Origin of the sequence: Colwellia psychrerythraea 34H (genome assembly GCF_000012325.1) — a bacterium.
Classification (GTDB): Bacteria; Pseudomonadota; Gammaproteobacteria; order Enterobacterales; family Alteromonadaceae; genus Colwellia; species Colwellia psychrerythraea_A.
Genome location: NC_003910.7, coordinates 4,730,197 through 4,748,909 on the forward strand (window position 1 = coordinate 4,730,197; position 18,713 = coordinate 4,748,909).

Annotated in this window: 11 protein-coding genes and 1 riboswitch; of the genes, 6 read left to right on the plus strand and 5 right to left on the minus strand. The window is 38.5% G+C overall.

Annotated features, from left to right (window positions below; all coding sequences use genetic code 11):
• Nucleotides 1–5 precede the first annotated feature (5 nt).
• Nucleotides 6–2,513, minus strand: coding sequence for a TonB-dependent receptor (locus tag CPS_RS20110; protein ID WP_011045217.1), 2,508 nt, complete (start codon nt 2,511–2,513; stop codon nt 6–8).
• A gap of 792 nt (nt 2,514–3,305) precedes the next feature.
• On the opposite strand from CPS_RS20110, the gene traF reads away from it, so the two are divergent.
• The gene (traF, locus tag CPS_RS20120) at nt 3,306–4,571 is read left to right on the plus strand and encodes a conjugal transfer protein TraF (protein WP_011045219.1); all 1,266 of its coding nucleotides are present in this window, start codon (nt 3,306–3,308) and stop codon (nt 4,569–4,571) included.
• A 150-nt stretch (nt 4,572–4,721) separates the two neighbouring features.
• Here the strand turns inward: traF and CPS_RS20125 are convergent, their stop codons facing one another.
• The 3 genes from CPS_RS20125 to CPS_RS20135 all read right to left on the minus strand — a co-directional run bounded on the left by CPS_RS20125 (nt 4,722) and on the right by CPS_RS20135 (nt 8,044).
• Nucleotides 4,722–5,852: a succinylglutamate desuccinylase/aspartoacylase family protein gene (locus CPS_RS20125; protein ID WP_011045220.1), complete on the minus strand. Its 1,131-nt coding sequence runs from the start codon at nt 5,850–5,852 to the stop codon at nt 4,722–4,724.
• A gap of 13 nt (nt 5,853–5,865) precedes the next feature.
• Nucleotides 5,866–7,113 carry a PLP-dependent decarboxylase gene (locus CPS_RS20130; RefSeq protein ID WP_011045221.1) on the minus strand — a complete coding sequence of 416 codons (1,248 nt, stop codon included), beginning with the start codon at nt 7,111–7,113 and terminating at the stop codon, nt 5,866–5,868.
• Nucleotides 7,114–7,294: 181 nt separating this feature from the next.
• Nucleotides 7,295–8,044, minus strand: coding sequence for a 2,3,4,5-tetrahydropyridine-2,6-dicarboxylate N-succinyltransferase (locus tag CPS_RS20135; protein ID WP_011045222.1), 750 nt, complete (start codon nt 8,042–8,044; stop codon nt 7,295–7,297).
• 173 nt (nt 8,045–8,217) lie between these two features.
• Nucleotides 8,218–8,463, minus strand: a riboswitch (Lysine riboswitch).
• Between the two features lie 179 nt (nt 8,464–8,642).
• Between CPS_RS20135 and CPS_RS20140 the strand changes: the two genes are divergently transcribed.
• From CPS_RS20140 to arcA, 3 genes are all read left to right on the plus strand, one after another.
• A complete protein-coding gene (locus CPS_RS20140) occupies nt 8,643–9,704 on the plus strand; it encodes a methyltransferase (RefSeq protein WP_232769265.1) in 1,062 nt (353 codons plus the stop codon).
• A gap of 28 nt (nt 9,705–9,732) precedes the next feature.
• Nucleotides 9,733–11,364, plus strand: coding sequence for a sensor histidine kinase (locus tag CPS_RS20145; RefSeq protein WP_041737150.1), 1,632 nt, complete (start codon nt 9,733–9,735; stop codon nt 11,362–11,364).
• A 136-nt stretch (nt 11,365–11,500) separates the two neighbouring features.
• Nucleotides 11,501–12,202: a two-component system response regulator ArcA gene (gene arcA, locus CPS_RS20150; RefSeq protein WP_011045225.1), complete on the plus strand. Its 702-nt coding sequence runs from the start codon at nt 11,501–11,503 to the stop codon at nt 12,200–12,202.
• Between the two features lie 70 nt (nt 12,203–12,272).
• Here the strand turns inward: arcA and CPS_RS20155 are convergent, their stop codons facing one another.
• Nucleotides 12,273–12,629, minus strand: a complete 357-nt coding sequence (locus tag CPS_RS20155) for an Hpt domain-containing protein (RefSeq protein ID WP_232769267.1) — start codon at nt 12,627–12,629, stop codon at nt 12,273–12,275.
• A gap of 247 nt (nt 12,630–12,876) precedes the next feature.
• Between CPS_RS20155 and folE2 the strand changes: the two genes are divergently transcribed.
• Both folE2 and gltB read left to right on the plus strand, forming a co-directional pair.
• On the plus strand, nt 12,877–13,803 hold the full coding sequence (gene folE2 / locus CPS_RS20160) for a GTP cyclohydrolase FolE2 (RefSeq protein WP_011045227.1): 927 nt from the start codon (nt 12,877–12,879) through the stop codon (nt 13,801–13,803).
• A 440-nt stretch (nt 13,804–14,243) separates the two neighbouring features.
• On the plus strand, nt 14,244–18,704 hold the full coding sequence (gltB, locus tag CPS_RS20165) for a glutamate synthase large subunit (protein ID WP_011045230.1): 4,461 nt from the start codon (nt 14,244–14,246) through the stop codon (nt 18,702–18,704).
• Nucleotides 18,705–18,713: the final 9 nt, after the last annotated feature.

Sequence of the window (18,713 nt, forward strand, 5' to 3'; positions counted from 1 at the left end):
TAGTATTAGAAGCTTCCTCGAATGCCAACGCTGAAATTACGACCTGGTAATGGTGCTACTTCTTTTAGAAATGAAGAATGAACACGAGCGTGCTCATCTGTTAAGTTTTGTGCTTTTACATACACGGTTAAATCATCACCAACACCATTGATGTAATAATTAAAGTTTGCATCAACCATGGTATAACTATCGGTGTTTGTCTCTAACTCTGCAACATCATCTTGCTCGAAGTAATGGCTCACGCTTAGCTCACTATCAAACTTATCGGCTTGGTAATTGAAAATAGCACCCACTCGCATCGGCGGGATGCGTGGCAAGTTATCATTTCCATCTTCATTCACTAAGCGTGCACGAATGTAATCAGCTATTAGGCTTGTTTTAAATGACGATGAAACCTGATAAACAAACTCAGCTTCAGCACCGTACATCTCAACATCATCTTGCTGATACACTAAAATCGGTAGCCCTGCTTCATCTTCATGTTCATCGGCATGGCCGTGTTCCTCAACAAAAAATAAACCGGTATCTCGCTGATAATAATAATCATCTACACGGTTATAAAAAGCACTAATGACGTAGCCAAAATCACCATTAAATTTTCGGAATGTTAAGTCAAAATTAAGTGACGTTTCAACACTCGGTGCTTGCTCTGCTAACTCAACATGTACTTCATCACCTTCTTGGTGCACATCAAACATAGCACCGACTTCAAAGGTATTAGTTCCTATATGTGGACCAAAGGAAAATAACTCTCCCGCAGAGGCCGCTCGTTGTGATAATGCTGTTGAGAACCCTAAATTATAACCTGGTTGGTAATTCCATACTAAGCCTACTGAGGCACTGATTGGCGTAAATGACTGCTGATCGAATGAGACTAATGTTTGATGATGTTCATCGTGTGATGGCTCTGTATGTTGATCCTGATGAGAATCTTCAAAGCCAATTAAGCTATCATCAGCATCTATATTTACCTGCTCGACCCTTGCACCTAATTGTAACAATACCGAACCGAAGTGTTTCTCTTCTAACCAAGCAACAGCAAACATTTCCGATTTAGATGGAGGAGAAAAAGCCTCTTCACCCAGTGCTTTAAAGTCTGATGATTTATAATGAATTGTCCATGCACCCTGCCATCCTGCGGTGTTTTCGTGGAATAAGTCAATGCGTGCTTCGGTACTTTTATTGGTAAAAGTTGTGCCCACTTCACCTGACTCAATCTCTTGATGCTGATAATCACTATAAGCAAATTTTGTTGCTATTTTACTAATAAATTGTTGCTCGAAATTATACTCACCAAGTACTTGCCATCTATCTTGCTTCATTTTGGCATAAACACCGACTTCTTCATCATGATCTGAGTGTTCTTCTTCATGCTCATCATCATGTTCTTCCCCATGACTATGTCCAGGAATGCCGTATTCTCTGTCCATAAAACCATAAGAGAAACCGATGAAGCCATCTTCAAATAAGTAACTTGAACCCAGTGTTGCGCCACTGGAAGTACTTGAGCTATTGGCTAGACGAGTTTCCCCATGCTCTTCATGTTCTTCTTCGTGCTCATCTTCATGACCTTCATCATGGTCTTCGTTATGGATATCAGCTTCACCCGCAAGTTTATAGTCTTTAGAGTCACGCCAAAAGGCATCAAGATGAAAAGCAATGTTATCAGTACCCGTTTGGATATTAACAGAGGCCTGCTGCTCATTAGATACATCGTTATATTGTAACAAGTAGTCGACTTGATCATCACTACTCGTTGGCACACGTCCATCCACCACGTTAACCACACCACCAATAGCGCCACTGCCATAAAAAAGTGTCGCTGGACCCCGTAAAACTTCTATTTGAGTGGCGGTACTCGTTTCTGTAGCGACAACATGATCAGGCCCGACGCGTGATGCATCGCCAACGTCTAATCCGTTTTGTGTAATAAGAACTCTAGGGCCATCCAAGCCTCTAATAATCGGTGTGCTGGCAACCGGACCATAATAACTAGAATGAACACCAACTTCATTTTTTAAGGTTTCGCCTAACGTTGCCGCTTGTTTCATTTTTAATTCATCTTCACTGAGCACATTAATAGGCAATGCTGACTCGATTGACGAAGTATGTAGTGGTGTTGCATGTACATCAATAACTTCCATTACCGATCTAGGTAACACTACACTTAAGTCAGTAATATCTTCTTCTTTCATTGTAATGTGTTGATTGCTATGACCGTAGTTTTTAGCACTAATGTGAAGTTCAAAAATCCCCTTCTTAACATCGGTAAAATTAAATAGTCCCAGAGAGTTTGTGCGTACTTGCTGTGAATCTCCATTTAACCCTACAGTAGCATTATTAATCGGTTGACCTTGTTTGTTCAGTACAACACCAGATAACTGCTGAGCGAAGGTGTTAGGAACAAAACATAACATTGTACCCAGTGTCGACAGTACCGTAGCACTAACTATTTTTTTCAAAGGTGATTTTACTTGAGCATTAGTGCTCTTTTGAGTCGCAGAGAATGACATAAACTGGTTTCCGATAATTTTAGGAGGTGTATACCGCACTGCAAATTGATATTCGCAGACAGACAACTAATACCAATCAGACTAACTAAGTGATCTTTTTAAATGGTCTAAATATCCAAAAACATTGTTGCTTTCAATCCCAATAGCCAGCTATTGCTCAATCAATCGCCTTGTTCTTAAAAATTTATCCTCATTAAAATTTGAACCATTAATTAATCTGATTGATATAAGTGAAGTACTTATTTTGACTAAGCACTTCACTATAAAAATACATAATAAGAAAACTACAGAAAGCTTGGCGGCGCTCTTAATGGAGGGTATACGTAAGCTGAGGAAGTTAGCTTAAGATTGATAATGCGAATTTTGTCAAAATTAGTGATACTTGAAGATATCGGATATAGCCTTATAGGGCTTGGTGGGGTGTCGATACCTTGTTGACACAAGTTACAGTCATGCTGTTCAAAGCTTGCAAAGGTGTCAAATTCAACTTGTGCATAATGCTCACTATGGACAAACAAAGTGGCGCAAAAAAGCAAGAGCGTTAAAGCACTCTGGCGAATTTGTCGTTCATTCATTTGAAGTTGAGATAATGTAAAGTTCATACTTGTTATAGTATAACACTTAAAAATCAAACTCAATAATTGCTTCTACCTCTGTAAGAGATTTTTTTCACCTTCAACAAAAAAAACAGCAGTGCTGCGCTATACTTTATGCAAGTTCTCCTCTCCTACCATCGCATCAAGTAGTTATTGATTGAATAGTTATGTTGTCTCATTAACCAAGGATATCTTTATGGCACCTTTGACCCACTCCCCATTAAATAAAGCTAGTGCTATACCCCTAAAACAAGCATTATTTTTACTGCCCATAATGCTTGTAACACTTCCAATTTATAGTGAAAGCTTTACCGCAAAGCGAACAGGACAAGGTTTTACTGGCCTAACACAAGACTTTACTTCATCGTTGAGCAACCCCGCCTTACTGACTAAATTCCGTAATGATAATGACGTCTTTGTTTCTTTAAATATAGGCATCATGGCATCTGATAAATATAATGTTATTGATACCGCTGAGGACATTAGTAACGATCTTGATACATTGGCCGACGATATAAACGGTATGTCACTGCAAATTATTCAATCACCCGAGCAAATGAAAAACTACAACGATGATTTAAATCAGCAAGTCGACACTATAATTGCTGACTTTGAAAAAATAGATGGGCAAGTTGTAAAAGTGCGTAATGGCTTGAACTTACAAATTATCATCCCTAATCAATTTTTGAGTTTTGGTCTTTTTACCAACCAATATAGTCGTATTGCTGGTGTAATGGATTATAACGAAAGCGATGAAGAAATATTAAATGATGCCATTTTATCAGGAGACCTAGATTTAAAAGATCTAAAATCAACAACCTCAGCCATTGGTTACTCCGTTGCTGAGGCAGGTTTTATGGCTGGTTACCCTGTGGTTACAGACACTAACTATGATCTAAGTGTCGGTGCCAAGTTAAAATATCAACGTATTGATCTTTATTATAACCGCGTACAAATTAGTGACTTCGATGACGACGATTTCGAGATTACCAATGATGAGAATATCACCAACAAAAGTGGCGCTAATATAGACTTAGGATTATATGTAAATTGGGGCGAAGAACGTCAATGGCATGCGGCATTGGTCACAAATAATTTAATCAAGCAAACCGTGCATCATGCTGAGCAAAACCTAATTTTCACCTTAGAAAATAGTACTAGCTTTGGTTTAAGCTATCAAAACAGTTGGCTCAATTTAGCAACCGATATTGATTTAACTGATCGTGAACAAATCGCGTCTATTGAGCCATCAAAATATGCTGGCGTGGGAGCTGAGTTTCGTTTCTATGAGCACATTCAATTTCGTTTAGGTTATCGTACTGACTTAAATAATGTTGATGATGATATTTATACTGCGGGTATTGGTATATCACCTTGGGATGTTTTCGCCGTTGATATTGCTGCCTTTACGGGAGGTAGTGACACTATAGGGGCTGCATTACAACTCAGCTTAAAAATATAGCCATCTTAATAGAGAAAAATAAGTGGCTTACTTAAGTAGCAACAAGTGGAGGCTCTGTATGTTGTCGCCTTTCAAGCGCAATAAAAAAGCAGTTATTGATAATATTCAATAACTGCTTTTTTGTAATATATGTATTTTGCTTAATGGCTCTTAAAGCTCAAAGTAATTACAAAAGACCTTATATAACTCAGTGCCCTGATTAACACTCGCAGAAGCGAAGTGCAAAATAGGAATAACGTCTTGCTCAAGTGACACATAATGCAATGCCTCACCATCACCGTAATTATCCATACGAAGAATTCGGGCTAACGGCTCACCAGCCGCTAAAGGCTTACCAAATTCCCCAAGGTAATCAACCATTCCACCCATAGGTGAATATAAGGCTTTATAATCTTTCAGATAACAAGCGTATCTAGTCATTTCCTGTGGCTGATACTGTTTATTATCGATAACACCCTGAGATTGCAAATAAGATAAAATACCAAGTGCATCTTGCTTAGCTACATCTAGGTCAATTTGCTCTTGAGAGCCAAGTTCAACGGTAAAGCTTTCTTTCTTAAAAGCTCCTTTGCCCATAGTAAAGTTGCGACCTAAATCTTGATAAGCTTCTTGTAAGCTCCACCATGGACAAAATGTTGCTTCGTCCATGGCGCCATCAAAACCATTTTGAATAAAGATAGTATGCTCAATATCAAAATACTCCGCGCTCGCTTTTGCATACTCTGGACAATATAAGTGCTTACTTGAAATAGGTCCTGTGTGTAAGTCTAAAACGATATCGGCTTGATGGGCAAGTCGTTGTAACTGGTAAGCAATACGTTGCCCCGTAGTGATACCCCAAATATTGTGCTCTAATCGTTGATCTATTTCAGTAATCAAAAGTTGCTGGAATTTATCTGCTATCTCTTCTTCACTCGCATCAAGGTATTGCTGCGCAAAGGGGGCAATAACACTTTGATCAAAGTGATACATGCGATTCCAGTTTTCCCCGGTAATGGGGTCAAAACGACCTAAAGTATATTCACCATTTTTATGATTACAGGCTACTGGGTTAGCATAGGGTACTAAGGTAATATTGCCTTGTAAATTACAATGCTGTAGCAGTTCAAGTAACTGAAAGATAACTGCATTACCTTGTACTTCAGCACCATGCATATTAGCCTGAATATAAACACTGGGAGCAGAATTATTTTCAGTTTCAAAAACATATACCGGCACAGTGAGCTTAGCACCACTTGCCATTTCGCCAACGGACATCACTTCTTTGGTAAAATTATTCATCGAAACTCCTCAACTAAGCCAAATAAGATGAAGCAGGCAGAGCTGCTCTGATTTGAGTTAGCGTACCATTTTGGTAAACATATTCAGCCGCTAATTCATGACATAAGAAAAACGGCATGCTTTCAGTAAAGCCATAAGCACCGCAATAACCAAACACGAGTTGTTCACCAACAGCCGTGTCTTTAGGTAACTGTAAATGCCCTAATTTATCCATACTGGTGCATAAAGGGCCATGCAAATCAAAAGCTTGCATAGAGTCGTCTTCAGCTACAAACCCTTCTCGTAGTATCTGTACCGGAAAAGGTTGATCAGTAATAGCAGGACGCAATAAATGATTTATTCCCGCCGCCAACACTAACTGATCTTGGTTGTAATTCATTTTTCTATCAACAACAGGCACGACATAATAGCCATACTCTGCAACCGCAAAACGTCCCAACTCAAGCCATAATTCTTTGACACCAGCTTTTGCTTTGATAATGGCCAAGTCTTCGATAACTTGAGACCAAGACAAAGCTTGTCCCTCGCCTAAATAATCAATACCTAAACCACCACCTAAATCGAGTACTTCAAGTGTCATACCAATGCTACTAGCTAAATCAGTCAAGGGAGTTATCATTTGGGACCATAATGAAAACATTTTTTCATTACTGAGCATGTTACCCCATTGGAAAATATGCAAGCCACAAAGATCCAACGCTGGATAGCTATCTACATGAATATTCTGCCATTCAGACACTGATAGACCAAAGGGCGTTAAGCTATTTCCACCCAGTGGGTTTTTCTCGCCTTCATGCCATTGCAGCTGAACTCTCAGTAGTACTTTCGGTTTTTCAACACTCTTGAGTGATTGTTCCTGCTCAAGTACTGCTTCATTTAACCAGTTCAGTTGATTTAGACTCTCAACCACAAAAGTATTAACGCCCTGCTTAATAAATGCAGTCAGTTGTTTTTTTGATTTAGCTGGTCCAGTATTTAAGATCCGACTAGGGTCTATTCCCTGCGCTAAAACTTGAGCTAACTCACCGCTACTAGCAACATCAAAGTTAAAGCCTTCACTATCTAATGTTTGAATTATTTTGGATAGTGGATTCGCTTTAACGGCAAACCATAATTTAATGACATCTTGCTGCTGTAAAGCGGCTAAATGTGCTTTAAGTGCATCAAGTTGATAAACAAAATAGCCTTGTTCATCTTCTGGTGATTCATGTGTAACTAAGGCATTTTCAATGCTGGTGTCAAACCAAGTGGATTTAGTCATCATAATTATCTTTATAGTTTTCTTTTAAGTTTTAAAACGGTAGATAGTTATATCAGGGGTAAATAAACGCTAAGCGGTAACGCTCAAATTAAAGGGTAAAGCACGGAGTTGATGACTATCAATGAGTACTTTTGACGAATAAGTTGAGTGCTACGGCAACGAGGTTATGATCCCCTAAGTATTATCTTAGAATTGATTCTAATTCTAAAGAAGCATCGCTTTGTTCATCGCGATATTTAACGATAAGCGCACAGGCCATACTTAGACCTTGCTCTTGAGCCCATTCACCTTTAACAGGACGGGTACCAGGTACAACAACTGCACGTTCTGGAATTTCAGCACCTTTTTCTCGCATAACTTGATTAACACAATCATAAACAGGTACTGATTTTGATAGAGATACGCCTGGTGCTAATACCGCACCTTTTTTAACAACAATGCCTTCAACGACAACGACACCAGCACTTAAAAAAGCACCATCTTCAATGATTACCGGGCTAGCGCCTATTGGCTCTAATACGCCACCAATTTGAACTGCTGCTGAAATATGTACATTTTTACCAACTTGTGCACATGAACCAATCAAAGCATGGCTATCAACCATAGTGCCACTATCAACAAAAGCGCCAACATTGATATAAGCTGGTGGCATGATGATAACGCCTTCGGCAACGTAAGCACCTGCGCGTACTGATGAACCTCCTGGTACTAAACGAACACCATCTTCAGGTGTAAACTGACGAGCTGGTAAGTTGTGTTTATCAACAAAACCTTGGTAATTATCATCAAAAGCAATGTTTTTACCCGCTTTAAAAGCAGCTAAAATACCTTGTTTCACTTCAATGTTGGCATGCCAGTTACCGGCATCATCTTGGTTTGCCGCTCGTAAACTACCTGATTCTAACTGTGCTAATACATCTTGCCAGTTCATTTATTACTCCGCTTATCTGATAAAAAGTCTATAGAAAGATTATGAGTATTCGTGTTATCAAAGGTATGCTTAAGGCACACTTAATGAATAAAACTAAATACATTGTGCGGAGGACTGGGCATTGACAGAGAAGAGCATAATATCAGCTGAGCCGATATTTGGGCTAATATGCAAAGACCAGAAGCTCCCCACTTAAACAACCCATAGGGTTGTTTTTCAAAGTGACAGTTGTTGGGATTCAGCCCACTACTTTATAAAATATATAAAGTACACAACCGATAAACAGCTTATCAAATAGCCATTTATCTCGGCGTTAATCCCCCTCATTACCATCTACAGATTTTGATATCTGTTTTTGAATTGTTCAAGACAATACAAAACAATAGTAATTACCTGGTTAACGCTCCTCTTCTGGCCCTATTAAAATTTACTGGTTAGTTACTCAACCAATAAATTGGAATTAGGGACACTTACTATTTAAGCATTTTTTTTATCTCGACACAATTAACTTACGGCAAATAACCCTATTCCCTTATACTTATTTACCGTAGAATATAACCATTGTTCTTTCTCTATTTATTGCCCTGTGTCTTGCCCTATGTCATTGTCAAACCCTAGCCAAATATTGTTACGTAATAGTGAATTACTTGTAGCTAAAGTTCCTTTATTTATTAACTTACCTGAAGATGGTTTCATTGAGGCTTATACAGAGATTCATAAACCAGACACTATCCATTGCTTTAATACAAATTTCATTGATTATCAGGCAATTACCAAAAAGCATTGCAGTCCAACAAAGACTAAAAATGTTAAGGCAACTTTTGCCAGCACATATCAAACAACAAGCTGTCATGATCTTGTGATAATAGCGTTTCCTAAAAGTAAAGCTGAACTCAACTTCACGCTTGCTATGATTACTCATTGCATAAATGATGAAACAAAAATAATACTGGTTGGCGAGAAAAAAGGCGGTATACAGTCTGCAGCTAAATTAACTCAACATATATTTTCTTGTTGTCAAAAAGTCGATGCTGCACGCCATTGTCTGCTTTTTGTTGGTCTATTTCAGCCAGAAAGGTTATCAGATGTTTTCAACCTGCAAGATTGGTTCAAAAAATACCAAATTACTGTAGAAGGTATTGAGCTAACAATAGCTTCTTTACCGGGTGTTTTTAGTCAGCAAAAGCTTGATGTTGGTACCGCATTATTACTAAGTAATTTACCGAGTAAAATGACAGGAAAAGTACTCGATTTTGGTTGTGGTGCAGGAGTAATCAGTTGCTTTATTGGCAAGAAATTTAGCGGTACAAACTTATCTCTATTAGATGTTAGCGCTTTGGCATTAACCTCAGCACAAGAGAGTTTAGCTTTAAACGGTCTATCGGGTAATGTATTCCCATCAAATAGCTTATCGGATGTTAACGAACACTATCAACACGTTGTTTCAAACCCTCCATTTCATCAAGGTGTTAAAACGCACTACCAAGCCAGTGAAGACTTTTTAGCCGGAATAAATAAAAAACTTAACAAACAAGGTAACATTACGATAGTAGCCAACAGTTTTTTACGTTATCAACCGATCATGGAAACACACATTGGTAATACTCGCGTGATAACAAAAGACAAAGGGTTTACTATTTACCGAGCTCAGCTATCATAAAGATACAAAATATAATTTATTGGGTACCATGCCACACTTAACCAACACCATATCACTGCACAGTCGCTTAGTTAAAAGTATAATGGGGTTAACCCTATTAATAATCATCGCTGTTTCGATGAGCATTATTAATATGGTCGATGAACATGAGAATAAGACTATCGCTAGTGAAACTCGAGCATGGGCAAATATCCTCGCAAAAAATAGTCGTCAATTTCTAGAAAGTGATAATGATAATAGTCAAACAGCACTGAGCAGCGAACTTAAAAAATTAATCTCAACTCCTCTCATTAATCGTATACATGTGTATCGCTTGAATGAAGATAGCAGCATAGAGTATTTCAGTAGCTATAATAAAAATCATAACTTTCCAGCTATTAGCGACAAAATAGCCCATATATCACAATTAAGTACTATCCAGTTTGAAGAAAATCATCTAGAACTTATTGTAAAAGTCAGCCAAGGTCAGCATACCTTGGGCTACTTATTTATCCAATCTAGCCTGCTTGAAAAGCAAAGTTTCATCAAAAAATTAACCTATATTATGGTTAGCTTTCTTCTCTTTTTTCTTATAATTGCGTTTGGTGTTTCGCAATGGTTATTTAATAAAACCAATCACCCCATAGTCAAGTTAATCGAAGATGTTGGACAAATATCACAAAGTAAAAATTTCACCCTTAAATTAGCTAACCAGCCTTACAAAGAGCTTGATATTCTGGCTAAAAACATCAATGTATTATTACTTCGCACTGATAAGCATATCACTAGAATAATTGATGAGCATCAGCATGCTTTATCTCAAAATCAAGCATTAGAGAATAGGCTTAGTGCGAGAACAGATGCATTAAAAGAATCAAATCAAGAGTTATTATCAACCTTAGAAAAACTACATGAATTTCAAGGGCAATTGGTTGAGACTGAAAAGATGGCTTCACTCGGTGACATGGTTGCCGGCATCGCACATGAAGTAAATACCCCTATTGGTTTAGGTGTTACTGCTTCAAGTTTGTTAGCAGATAAGCTAAACGAAATTAAAGCTTCTTTTGAAGATAAAACCTTAAAATCTAGCCAATTAAAGAAATTCTTAACTGATGGTGTTGAAAATGTCTCGATAATATTTCGCAATTTAGAACGCGCAGCAAAATTAATATCGAGCTTTAAAAAGGTTGCTGTTGACCAATCTAGTGCTGAGAGTTCTACTTTCAATGTTCATGATTTACTCGATGAAGTATTGCTAACACTTTCAGCTAAACTGATGTCTACTAATGTAACTGTCTCAGTAATCTGTCCAGAAGATCTCAACATAAAGAGTAAACCAGGACCCATCAATCAGATATTAATAAATCTGATCCTAAATTCAATTTATCATGCCTTTGAAGGACTTGAACAAGGTACGATAACGATAAACGTTATGAACCTTAGTGATCAATTGCATATTAATTATAGTGACGATGGTCTTGGTATTGATGATTCGGTGAAGGCAAAAATTTTTGATCCCTTTACAACCACCAAACGCGGCAGTGGTGGTAGTGGTTTAGGTATGCATTTAGTTTACAATTTAGTTACTCAAGCGCTAGATGGTCATATAGTTCTTGATAATGAACCAGAGCATGGTGTGTGTTTTGATATCACTTTTCCGGTAGAATTAGCAGCAACTTAATGAAATAATGGTCTTAAAAATTGTTTTTTCAATTTCACGTGACTAATATAGTTAAATAAATGTAAACATATTACAAATAGTTCACTCATTATAATAATAATTTCAATCACCATTTAAATATTAGGTAAATTCCAACATGCAGACTTATCAAATCTTAGTTGTCGAAGATGAAGACGTCACCCGCTTTAACTTACGCAACTTATTTGAAGCAGAAGGTTACGTTGTTTTCGAAGCTGTTGATGGTAATAGCATGGCTGAGCAGCTCAGACTTCATACCATCAACCTCGTCATTATGGATATTAATTTACCTGGCAAAAATGGCTTGCTATTAGCACGTGAATTAACAGCAAATAAAGACTTAGGGTTAATTTTCCTTACAGGTAGAGATAGCGATATTGATAAAATCCTTGGTTTAGAGATTGGCGCAGATGATTATTTGACCAAACCTTTTAATCCACGCGAGTTGACTATCAGAGCTCGAAATATTTTAAGTCGCATAGGTCAAACGAGTACTGAAGCCGAACAAAGCATAGTAAGCTTCAATCAATGGACTTTAGATGGTAATTCTCGTCAAATGACCAGCCCAGAAGGTGAAGTCATTGCTATTCCTCGCGGTGAATTTCGTGCATTAAGTTTACTTATAAAAAATGCAGGTAAAATAATTTCACGCCAAGAATTAATTAAAGAGATGACAGGTAGAGATTTACGTTCTAATGATCGTACCGTCGATGTCACCATAAGGCGCCTTCGTAAGCACTTTGAATTGAACCAAGAAACTCCAGAGCTTATTAATACCATTCATGGTGAAGGTTATCGTTTTGTCGGTATACTAGATTAAGTTATAATATATTAGCAGCCCTCTCTTGGGCTGCTTTATTAGTTGAATCAAATAAAAATGTAATTACAGCTTAGATAGTTTCCAACCAGTTTTTAAAAGCAAATACTGCTTGATCATTCAATAACCTCAACTCTTTTAACAATACCGATTTTTTCTCTTTTGACACCTCAGCTTTTTCTATTAACTTCAATTGTCCATGTAATTGGTACATACCAACACTTGCTGCAGCGCCTTTCATTTTATGGCAATGATTTTGCCAGCCAGAAAGTGAATCATTGAGTTGTGCATTTTCAATATCGTTAAGGTAAATCTCAACTTGCTGGCAATATAAAGCAAACATCTGCTCAACAATGACTTTACCTAAACTGTCTAAATAACCTTGAAGTAACTCCAGATCTAAATCAGGATTCGATTGTTTAGTTTCCACAAACACGCCTTTTTCTGTAAGGAATATAGGATGCTTCTATATTACCGCAGTAATAAAAATCAGACAAACATATTGAAACTTATGAAAAAACATATCATATAGCTATATTTTTTATCTCTTGTGCAACAACAGTAATGATTACCATTAAAAAATAAGCTAGAATGTGCGCCCTTAGATCTACTCTTCGTCCTTATCTCAAGAAGAACTCGAAGATTAGTTAGTAACTATCGTTTAAAGTGGAGTCGAAATGACGACATCAATGCCAGATATCGCCAACCATACAACAGCTCAAACCGAAGGTACACTTGACTGGGTCGGCATGAGTAACATTGAAATGCCTATTATGGTTGCCTCAAAAGGTGAAAGTGAGCGTATGGTCTCTGCTCATATTGATGCCTTTGTGAACTTAAAAGATGCACAAGCTAAAGGCATACATATGTCGCGTCTTTATCTACTTATCGATGAATTATCTACAAGTAATATACTTAACTATCAAAGTTTAGTGAGTTTGCTTGATGGATTTATTAGTAGTCACCAAGAATTAAGTGACCAAGCTAAAGTACAATTTTGCTTTGATTATCATTTACGTAGAAAATCATTAATCAGTGGTAAAGAAGGTTGGAAAGCTTACCCGGTAACGCTAACAGGAAACCTAAATCAAGGTAAACTCACTATCGAGCTAACTATTGATGTACCTTATTCTTCAACTTGTCCATGCTCTGCGGCCCTTGCAAGGCAGTTGATACAAAAAGCTTTTCAAGATAAGTTTGCTCAACAAAGCGAACTGGCATTAACTGATGTTCATGATTGGTTAGGCACAACAGAAGGAATCGTAGCAACTCCTCATTCTCAACGTTCTGTTGCCGAAGTAAAAGTAAAACTAAATTCTAGTATTAATGACTTTCCTATTACCGAGATAGTTGACCTGGTTGAAAACTCTCTAAAAACACCGGTACAAGCTGCAGTCAAACGCGAAGATGAGCAAGAGTTTGCTCGCCTAAATGGTCAAAACTTAATGTTTTGTGAAGATGCTGCTCGTCGTTTACAGCATAGTCTGAATCAAACAGATCAATTTGATGACTTCTGGTTACGGATAAATCATTTAGAGTCTCTTCATGCCCATGACGCTGTTAGTGTAACGACCAAGGGTATCAAGGATGGCTATCAGCCATAGCGATAACTAAGCTCTATTATAAAACTTAAAGCCAATAGTGAAATCACTATTGGCTTTTTTGTGTCACTTATTTAACTGTTAGCAGAACATCAACTTCAGAAGTCACTTAGACAGAATCTCCTTTTGCTATATCACACGCCTATAAACGATGTTTATTTCATTATTTTTTGCACGATAAAGATATAAGCACTTATCAAAAATAACAATCACAGCAAAAACAATCTGTTGATATAAGCACTTTTCATTATTCAATTAATACTCAGTACAGCCGTCAAGATGACTGACGAGCAAAAGCTCTATTTAAATTGACCTTTACCAAAGAACTGGGTAGTGTTGATAGTTCCACTTACTTAAAAAGAGGTGTATTTATGCATTTTTTCCATGCCTTTATTCTTTTTACCTGTCCTGTAAGTAAGTTGGTTTATTATTAGGAGAAAAATATGCAACTTTATGATCATAGCGTCCAAAAGGACAACTGTGGTTTTGGTCTAATTGCCCATCAACAGGGTGAAACCAGTCACAAACTAATTAAGACCGCTATTTCCGCTTTAGATCGTATGCAACATCGTGGTGGTATCGCCAGCGATGGTAAAACAGGTGACGGTTGTGGCCTATTATTGCAAAAACCAGACAGTTTTTTTCGCGCCGTAGCCGCCGACAATAAATGGAAGCTAGGTAAAAAATATGCTGTCGGCATGATTTTCCTAAGCCCTGATCCCGTTGAAGCTGCACTTTCTAAAAAAGTATTAGAAGAAGAGTTAGCAAATGAATGCTTAACATTAATAGGCTGGCGCACTGTACCTATCGACACATCGGTATTAGGTGAAATTGCGATAGGCAATTTACCAACGATAGAACAAGTCTTTGTTGATGCTCCTCCAGGATGGAGAAACCTAGAGTTAGAGCGACGTTTATATATGGCGCGTCGTCGCGCTGAAAAGCGTATTACCGACGAAAAATTTTATGTTGCCAGTTTGTCTTGTCTAGTAACAATCTACAAAGGGCTAATGATGCCTGTAGATTTACCTAATTTTTATTTAGATTTAGCTGATATTCGCATGCAAAGTGCTATCTGTGTATTCCATCAGCGCTTTTCAACCAATACCTCGCCACAATGGCATTTAGCACAACCTTTCCGCTATCTAGCGCACAATGGTGAAATCAACACCATTAACGGTAACCGTCAATGGAGTCGGGCGAGAACTCACCGCTTTAAATCACCATTATTGCCTGACTTACAAGATGCTGCTCCTTTTGTTGGCCAGACAGGCTCCGATTCATCATCTTTAGATAACATGCTTGAACTCTTTTTAGCTGGTGGTATGGATTTATACCGTGCAATGCGCTTATTGATGCCGCCTGCATGGCAAAACAGTCCGTTAATGGATGATGATTTACGTGCCTTCTATGAATTCAACTCTATGCACATGGAACCATGGGATGGCCCCGCTGGCGTAGTAATGACTAACGGCCGCCATGTTGCCTGTAACCTTGATAGAAACGGTTTACGCCCTGCTCGTTATGTTATTACTCGTAATGGTTTTATTACCCTCGCTTCAGAAGTAGGTATTTGGGATTACGGTGAAGATGAAGTGGTGGAAAAAGGCCGTGTTGGCCCTGGTGAAATGCTCGCCATTGATACCTACACAGGTAAAATATCTCATTCAGCCGATATTGATAATAATTTAAAGGAACGTCACCCTTATAGAGAGTGGTTAACTAAAAATATTCGCCGACTAGTCCCCTTTGATCAACTTGAAGCTAACTTGATTGGTCAACGTGTATTTACTGATGCAGAGATGAATCAGTACCACAAAATGTTCAATTACAGCTATGAAGAAATTCAGCAAGTCATTCGAACATTAGCCGAAAATGGCCAAGAAGCGACGGGTTCTATGGGTGATGATACTCCTATGGCAGTATTATCGAGTCAAACGCGTACTTTATATGACTATTTCCGTCAGCAATTCGCGCAAGTAACAAACCCGCCAATAGACCCTTTACGTGAACGTTATGTGATGTCACTAGGTACCTGCATTGGTCGTGAACATAATGTATTTAACGAAACGTCGGGTCATGCCGATCGCATGTTGTTTTCAACGCCAGTGCTTATGTATACCGGCTTGAAACAATTACGAGATTTAGATCCTGAGCATTATCGCTCAGATACATTAACGCTAAGTTTTGATGCAAAAGAAGGTTTAGAAGCCGCTATTAGACGCTTGTGTAATGAAGCAGAAACACTTGTTCGCGATAGCAGCACTGTTATTTTGGTGTTATCAGATAGAAATATCCAACCAGGTTTACTCGTTATTCCTGCGGCAATGGCTGTCGGCGCGGTACAGAAACGTTTAGTTGATCAACAGTTACGTTGCGACTCTAATATTATTGTAGAAACGGGTTCAGTGCGTGACTCGCATCAGTATGCGGTATTACTTGGCTTAGGTGCTACCGCTATATATCCTTATTTAGCGTTTGAAACGATTGAGCAATTAGTTGAACAAAAGCAAATAGATTTATCAGCCCGTGATGCCATCGTTAATTATCGAGAAGGTATCAATAAAGGGCTATTGAAAATACTCTCTAAAATGGGTATTTCAACCATTGCCAGTTACCGCTGTGCCGGATTATTTGAAGTTATCGGCTTAAATGAAGATATTATGGAGCTTTGTTTTAGTGACTTACCAAGTCGCATTAAAGGAGCTGATTTCAGTGATATTCAACAAGATGCAGCTAACCTTGCACGCAAAGCATTTTTACCTCATCAAAAAGTTAATCATGGCGGTTTATTAAAGTACGTTCATGGTGGTGAGTACCATGCCTTTAATCCTAATGTGGTTAATTATTTACAACGTGCAGTGCAAAACGGTGATTATAATGATTATCGTACTTTCGCCGATGAAGTTAATCAGCGCCCAGTAGCCACCCTGCGAGATTTATTAAAACTTAGGGATGACTGCGAGCCGATTGAACTTGACCAAGTAGAGTCTGAAGGAGAAATGTTCAAACGTTTCGATAGCGCCGCCATGTCAATTGGTGCGCTTAGCCCTGAAGCACATGAAGCACTGGCTATTGCCATGAACCGTTTAGGTGGTTTTTCAAATTCTGGTGAAGGTGGTGAAGATGAGCGTCGTTTTGGTACCGTTAAAAATTCTCGTATTAAACAAATTGCCTCAGGGCGCTTTGGCGTAACCCCACACTACTTAGTCAATGCAGATGTCTTACAAATTAAAGTAGCGCAAGGGGCAAAACCTGGTGAAGGTGGGCAGTTGCCTGGTGATAAAGTATCGCCATTAATTGCTAAATTACGTTACTCAGTACCTGGTGTTACCTTAATTTCTCCGCCACCGCATCATGACATTTATTCTATTGAAGATTTAGCTCAGCTTATTTTTGACTTAAAACAAGTGAATCCAAAAGCGGTTATATCAGTGAAATTGGTCTCTGGACCAGGCGTTGGTACCATTGCGTCGGGTGTTGCTAAAGCGTATGCCGATTTTATTACCATCTCAGGTTACGACGGTGGTACTGCCGCCAGCCCACTTAGTTCAGTAAAATATGCAGGTTGTCCTTGGGAACTAGGTTTAGCAGAAGCTCATCAGTCATTGGTAACCAATGGTTTGCGCCATAAAGTGCGTCTACAAGTTGACGGTGGTTTAAAAACCGGTGTTGATATTGTTAAAGCGGCTATTTTAGGCGCTGAAAGCTTCGGCTTTGGTACTGCACCTATGGTAGCACTAGGCTGTAAATTTCTCCGTATATGTCACCTAAATAACTGTGCTACTGGCGTTGCAACGCAAGATGAGGTTTTACGCGAGCAGTTCTTTAAAGGCTTACCTGATCAAGTAATGAATTATTTTAAATTTATTGCCCGTGAAGTACGTGAAATTCTTGCCGGTCTTGGTGTAAAAAGTTTAACTGAGATCATAGGCAGAACTGACTTATTAATACAGATTGATGGACTTACGTCTAAACAAAGTAAATTAGATTTATCACCGATAATCGCACCTGTTGTTGCCGGTGAAAATACGGCACTTCATCAGACAGAAGAAAACACTGCATTTGATAAAGGTCAGTTAAATCAGAAAATTTTAGCTGCCACCAGTGATTCGGTGTCTCATAGTAAAGGCGGTGAATATCGTTTTACTATTCAAAATACTGACCGCTCTGTTGGAGCAACCTTATCCGGTGAAATTGCTCGTCATCATGGCGATCAAGGAATGGCGTCTTCTCCGATTACAATACATCTATCAGGTACTGCAGGACAAAGTTTTGGTGTTTGGAATGCTGGTGGTTTGAACATGATTTTAACCGGTGATGCCAACGATTATGTCGGTAAAGGTATGGCGGGAGGTAAACTCACGATCAAGCCCCCTGTTGGTGTTGAATACGCTAGCCATAAAACGATGATTATGGGCAATACTTGTCTATATGGTGCTACTGGCGGGGTGTTATTCTCTTCAGGTCGTGCTGGTGAACGTTTTGCTGTACGAAATTCAGGTTGTCATGCAGTTGTCGAAGGCACTGGTGATCATGCCTGTGAATATATGACTGGCGGTATAGTTACTATACTAGGAGATACAGGTGTTAACTTTGGTGCAGGAATGACCGGCGGTTTCGCATACATATTAGATGAAACAGGTGACTTAGATGTTCGTCTGAACAAAGAATCTATTGAAATGTTGGCTATTGAAGATTTAACCATTCACCAAGAACATTTACGTGGCATCATCAATCAACATTTTGAAGAAACGGGTAGCTTGCGCGCTCATGAAATGCTTCATGACTTTGATCGATATGCACCCTTATTTAAACTGATTAAACCGACAGCTACCGATGTAAAGACCTTATTAGGTCACCGTAGTCGTTCAAGTGCTGAACTTCGTGTCCAAGCACAATAATTGGTAAGA